5 protein-coding genes are annotated in these 4,139 nt (G+C 71.7%); 2 read left to right on the top strand and 3 right to left on the bottom strand.

The genetic code is table 11. From position 1 onward, the window contains the following. Together VMR86_14825 and VMR86_14820 are read left to right on the top strand one after the other, a co-directional pair. Positions 1-635, top strand: a 635-nt coding sequence (locus VMR86_14825) for an HAD family phosphatase (GenBank protein ID HTO08318.1), incomplete at its 5' end; no start/stop codon positions are given. Between the two features lie 23 nt (positions 636-658). Beyond that, positions 659-1,831, top strand: coding sequence for an amidohydrolase family protein (locus VMR86_14820; GenBank protein ID HTO08317.1), 1,173 nt, complete (start codon positions 659-661; stop codon positions 1,829-1,831). Between the two features lie 7 nt (positions 1,832-1,838). On the opposite strand, the gene VMR86_14815 is transcribed toward VMR86_14820, so the two are convergent. The 3 genes from VMR86_14815 to VMR86_14805 form a co-directional block, all read right to left on the bottom strand. Beyond that, complete coding sequence (locus VMR86_14815; protein HTO08316.1) at positions 1,839-2,588, bottom strand: FKBP-type peptidyl-prolyl cis-trans isomerase; 750 nt, start codon at positions 2,586-2,588, stop codon at positions 1,839-1,841. A gap of 50 nt (positions 2,589-2,638) precedes the next feature. Further along, entirely contained in the window at positions 2,639-3,838 is a 1,200-nt protein-coding gene (locus tag VMR86_14810; protein HTO08315.1) for a CoA transferase, read from the bottom strand. 13 nt (positions 3,839-3,851) lie between these two features. After that, the coding region (locus VMR86_14805; GenBank protein ID HTO08314.1) for a hypothetical protein at positions 3,852-4,139 on the bottom strand (288 nt) is incomplete at its 5' end.

Here is a 4,139-nt window from a genome sequence, read left to right as displayed (position 1 = left end):
TGAAGGCGATCCTCTGGGACAACGACGGCGTGCTCGTCGACACCGAGCGCTTCTACTTCGAGGCTTCGCGCGCGGCGCTGGTCCGGCTCGGGGTGGCGTTCGACGAGGCGATCTACGTCGACCACTGCCTGCGGCACGGCGCGAGCTGCTTCGACCTGGCGCGCGCGCAGGGAGTGAGCGAGACCGCGATCACGGCCGCGCGCGCCGAACGCGACGCGCACTACGCCGAGCTGATCTCGGCCGTCGAGCTCATCCCGGGCGTGCGCGAGACGCTCGAGTCACTCTACGGCCGCGTGCCGATGGCGGTGGTGACCAGCTCGCACCCCGAGCACTTCGAGCTCCAGCACGCGCGCACCGGCGCGCGCCGCTTCTTCGAGTTCGTGCTGACCGGCGCCGACTACACGCGCTCCAAGCCCGACCCCGAGCCATATCTCCTGGCGGCGGAACGGATCGGCGTGGCGCCCGCGGACTGTCTCGCGGTCGAGGACAGCGAGCGCGGCCTGGTGGCCGCCACGCGCGCCGGCATGCGCTGCGCGGTGATTCCGCGCTGGCTCTCCGCGTCCGGCAACTTCGACGCCGCCTGGCGCGTCCTGCCCGAGATCGGCCGGGTCCCGGAGCTCTTCGCAGACTGGTAGCATCTCCCGGAGAGGAGAGTCCCGTGGCCTACGCCGACGCCGTTCCCGGGTTCACGCTGCACGACGCGGACTCGCACGTCATGGAGACCGAGGAGTTCTTCCGCGACTTCGCGGATCCCGACGTGCGCGCGCGCATGAAGCCGCTTCAGATCAGCGCCGTGCGCCCCGGCGAGCCCAGCTTCATCGACCAGCTGCGCGTGAAGCACCGCGAACGCGACTACCGCGCGCGCGACGCCGAGGAGCTCATGACGCGCAAGAACTGGTCGGCGACCGGCTCCTTCCTGAAGGCGGACCGGCCGCGCGCGCTCGACCTGCTGGGCTTCGCGAGTCAGCTCGTGTTCAACACCTTCGGCTCGGGCCGCTTCGTGGCGCTCGAGCACGCCGACGACGTCGAGCTGTGCTACGGCGTGGCGCGCGCGCACAACCGCGCGCTCGCGGACTTCTGCTCGGTCGACCGGCGCCTGCTCGCGACCGGCTACGTGCCCCTGCGCGACTTCGCGCGCGCGCGCGCCGCGGCCGAGGAGTCGTTGCGCCTGGGCTGCAAGGCGCTGCTCATCCCCTCGGCCTGCCCCAAGGGTCACTCGCCCAGTCACGTCGCGCTCGACTCGCTCTGGGCGGTCGCCCAGGAGGCGGGCGCGCCCATCCTGTTTCACGTGGGCGGCGGCGGCCAGCTGCTCGACCCGAACTACTTCGAGAACGGCCTGCCGCCCGTGCCCGATTTCCACGGCGGCGCCGAGAACTTCCGCTCGGTCGACTACATGGCGATCCCGTACCCGGTCATGCAGACGCTGGCCACGCTGATCCTGGACGGCGTGCTCGAGCGCTTTCCGCGGCTCATGTTCGGCGTGATCGAGCAGGGCGCGTCGTGGCTGCCGGGCTGGATGAAGCTGCTCGACTCCGCGCTCGACGCGTTCCGCAAGAACGAGGAACGCCTGCAGCGCCTCAGCCTGCGGCCGAGCGAGTACGTGCGCCGCCAGGTGCGAGTGACTCCCTACCCGGCCGAAGACGTGGGCTGGATCGCGGCGAACGCCGGCCCCGAGCTGTGTCTGTTCTCGTCGGACTATCCGCACGTCGAGGGCGGGCGCAACCCGATCAAGCGCTTCGAGGCGAGCCTCGCCGGCGCGAGCCACGAGCTGCGGCGCCGCTTCTACGGCGCCAACATGGCCGAGCTGATGGGGCCGATGCTCCCCGCCTAGCGCGGACTCACTTCTTCTTCTTGCCTTTCGGCGCGTCCGGAGCCGGGCTCGGCGTGGGCGTCATCTGCGGCGCCGCGGCGGGAGTCACCGACAGGAGCTCGATCTCGAACGTGAGCGCCGCCCCGGGCTTGATCGCCGGCGGTGAGCCGCGGTCGCCGTAGGCGATGTCCGAGGGGCAGGTCAGCTTGTACTTGCCGCCGACCTTCATCTGCTGCAGCGCGAAGGTCCAGCAGGGAATCACGCCGTTCAGCGGGAACTCCGCGGGCTCGCCGCGCTGCACCGAGCTGTCGAACACGGTGCCGTCGCGCAGCGTGCCGTGGTAGTGGACCTTCACGGTGTCGGTGGCGGCCGGGCTCGGACCCGTGCCCTCGGTCAGCGTGCGCACGATGTAGCCGCCGTTGCCCGTGGTGGCGCCGGGCTCCGCGGCCATCTTGGCGAGATACTCGGTCGAGGCGGTTTTCTCGGCCTCGGCGCCCGCGCTCGCGCGCCCGCGCGCGAAGGCCTGCATCTCCTTGCCCAACGTCTTGGGGTCGACCTTCTTGTCGCGCTTCAGCACCCCGTCGCGCACGCCGCTCTCGAAGATCGCCAGCTCCGACTCGGTCAGGTTGAACTGGTCGATGCGCTCCGCGATCAAGAGCCCGAGCGCGTAAATCGCCTTCGAGTCATCGCTGTCGAGCTTCGGCTCGGGTGGCTTCGCCGGCTGGCAGCCCGCGAGAAATGCGACCGCGGCCAGCGCGATCCCGAGTGAGCGACCCATGCGCATCTTCGACCCTCTCCCTGCCGGGGATTTCCGGCGCGCGGAGGGTATCACGTGCGGCCGCGCTCGCCCTCGGGAAAGAGCAGCGCCCCGGACTCGGTGAGTTGGCGCACACGCGCCTCGTCGAAGCCCAGGAGCTCGCGCAGGATCTCGGCGCCGTGCTCGCCGGGGCGCGGGGCCGGCCCGCGGACCTCGTTCTTGCTGGCCGAGAAGCGGGCGGGGGCGCGCACCACCGGCCGCGTGCCGCCGCGGCGGTCATCGACTTCCACGAGCAGATCGCGCTCGCGCGCCAGCGCGCCCGTGAGGGCTTCCCTGGGCGTGACCACCGGCGCGGCCGCGAGCTTCGCGCGCGCCAGCCTCTCAAGCGCCGCGTCGAGCGAGGGCTGCGCCGCGAGAAAGCGCGCCACCGCGTCGTGTCGCGCCGCGGCCTTCTCTGCGAGCGCGGCACCCGGCGGCGTGGGGTCGGGCAGCTCGGCCGGGAACGCGGCAGTCATGAGCGCCCACACGTGCTGCGCGGCGCCGCCCACCGCGATCCAGCCGTGCGGGCCCGCGTCGAAGATCGGATTCATCACCCGGTCGTCCGGCGGCTCGATCAACACGTTGCCGGCCTCGCTGTGACTCGCGAGCGTGGCGTCGAACATCGGCACCTCGACGTGCTGGCCGCGGCCGGTCGCCTCGGCCATGCGCAGGGCCGCCAGCAGCGCCACCGCCGCGTGCAGCGCGGTGAGCACGTCGGAGTAGGCGATGCGCGGCTGCGACGGCACCTGCGCGTGCTGGCCGCGGTCGCGCAAGAGACCCGTGATGGCGTGCACGATCGGCGCGTACGCGCGCCGGTCACTCCACGCCGAGCCGGTGCCGAAGCCGTTCACCGACAACACCACTGCGCGCGGATTCACGCTCTGGATCGCGCCGAAGCCGATGCCCAGCCGCTCGGCGACGCCGGGCCGGAAGTTCTCGATCACGGCGTCGGACACGGCCGCGAGCGCCAGCACCACCTCGCGCGCGCCGGGCTTGCCCAGGTCGAGCACGATCGAGCGCTTGCCCACGTTCGAGAACTGGAGCAGCCACGACTGACCGCGGTCGTGGCGCGGCGCGATCGAGCGCGCGTCGTCGCCCTCGGGCGGCTCGACCTTGATCACCTCGGCACCCAGGTCCGTGCACAGCCGCCCGACGTACGGCCCCGCGATCACGCGCGAGAGATCGAGGATGCGGATGCCAGTGAGTGGACCTTCCGCGAAGTCGGTCGTCATGCTCTCGATCCTATCACGCCGCAGCGATTGCGCAGATCCGCTCGCTCGAAATGCCGCTGATCACGAGCCGCTCCTTGGCGTTGGCGAGCAGCTTTCGGGTCCAGTCGACGCCGCCGCCGTCGCCGAGCTCGAGCCATTCTCCGCCGTGGTGCGCGTGGATCTTGAAACACACGTCGGTGTAGTAGCCGCGGCCCGAGGCCCGGGACTGGTCGAACACGACCTCGACGCCCGGGTGCCGACTCAGCCAGGCCTCGCGCGGCGGGTCCGACGCGAGGTCGGTGAGCGCGAAGCGCAGCGGCAC

Source organism: Myxococcota bacterium (assembly GCA_035498015.1).
GTDB lineage: Bacteria > Myxococcota_A > UBA9160 > SZUA-336 > SZUA-336 > VGRW01.
The sequence above is the reverse complement of the archived record's forward strand: the minus strand, read 5'-3'. Positions and strand labels throughout refer to the sequence as shown.

Bases quoted from the DNA above. Each gene is read 5' to 3' on its own strand.
- VMR86_14815 (HTO08316.1), bottom strand. From the start codon at position 2,588: ATGGGTCGCTCACTCGGGATCGCGCTGGCCGCGGTCGCATTTCTCGCG.
- VMR86_14810 (HTO08315.1), bottom strand. From the start codon at position 3,838: ATGACGACCGACTTCGCGGAAGGTCCACTCACTGGCATCCGCATCCTC.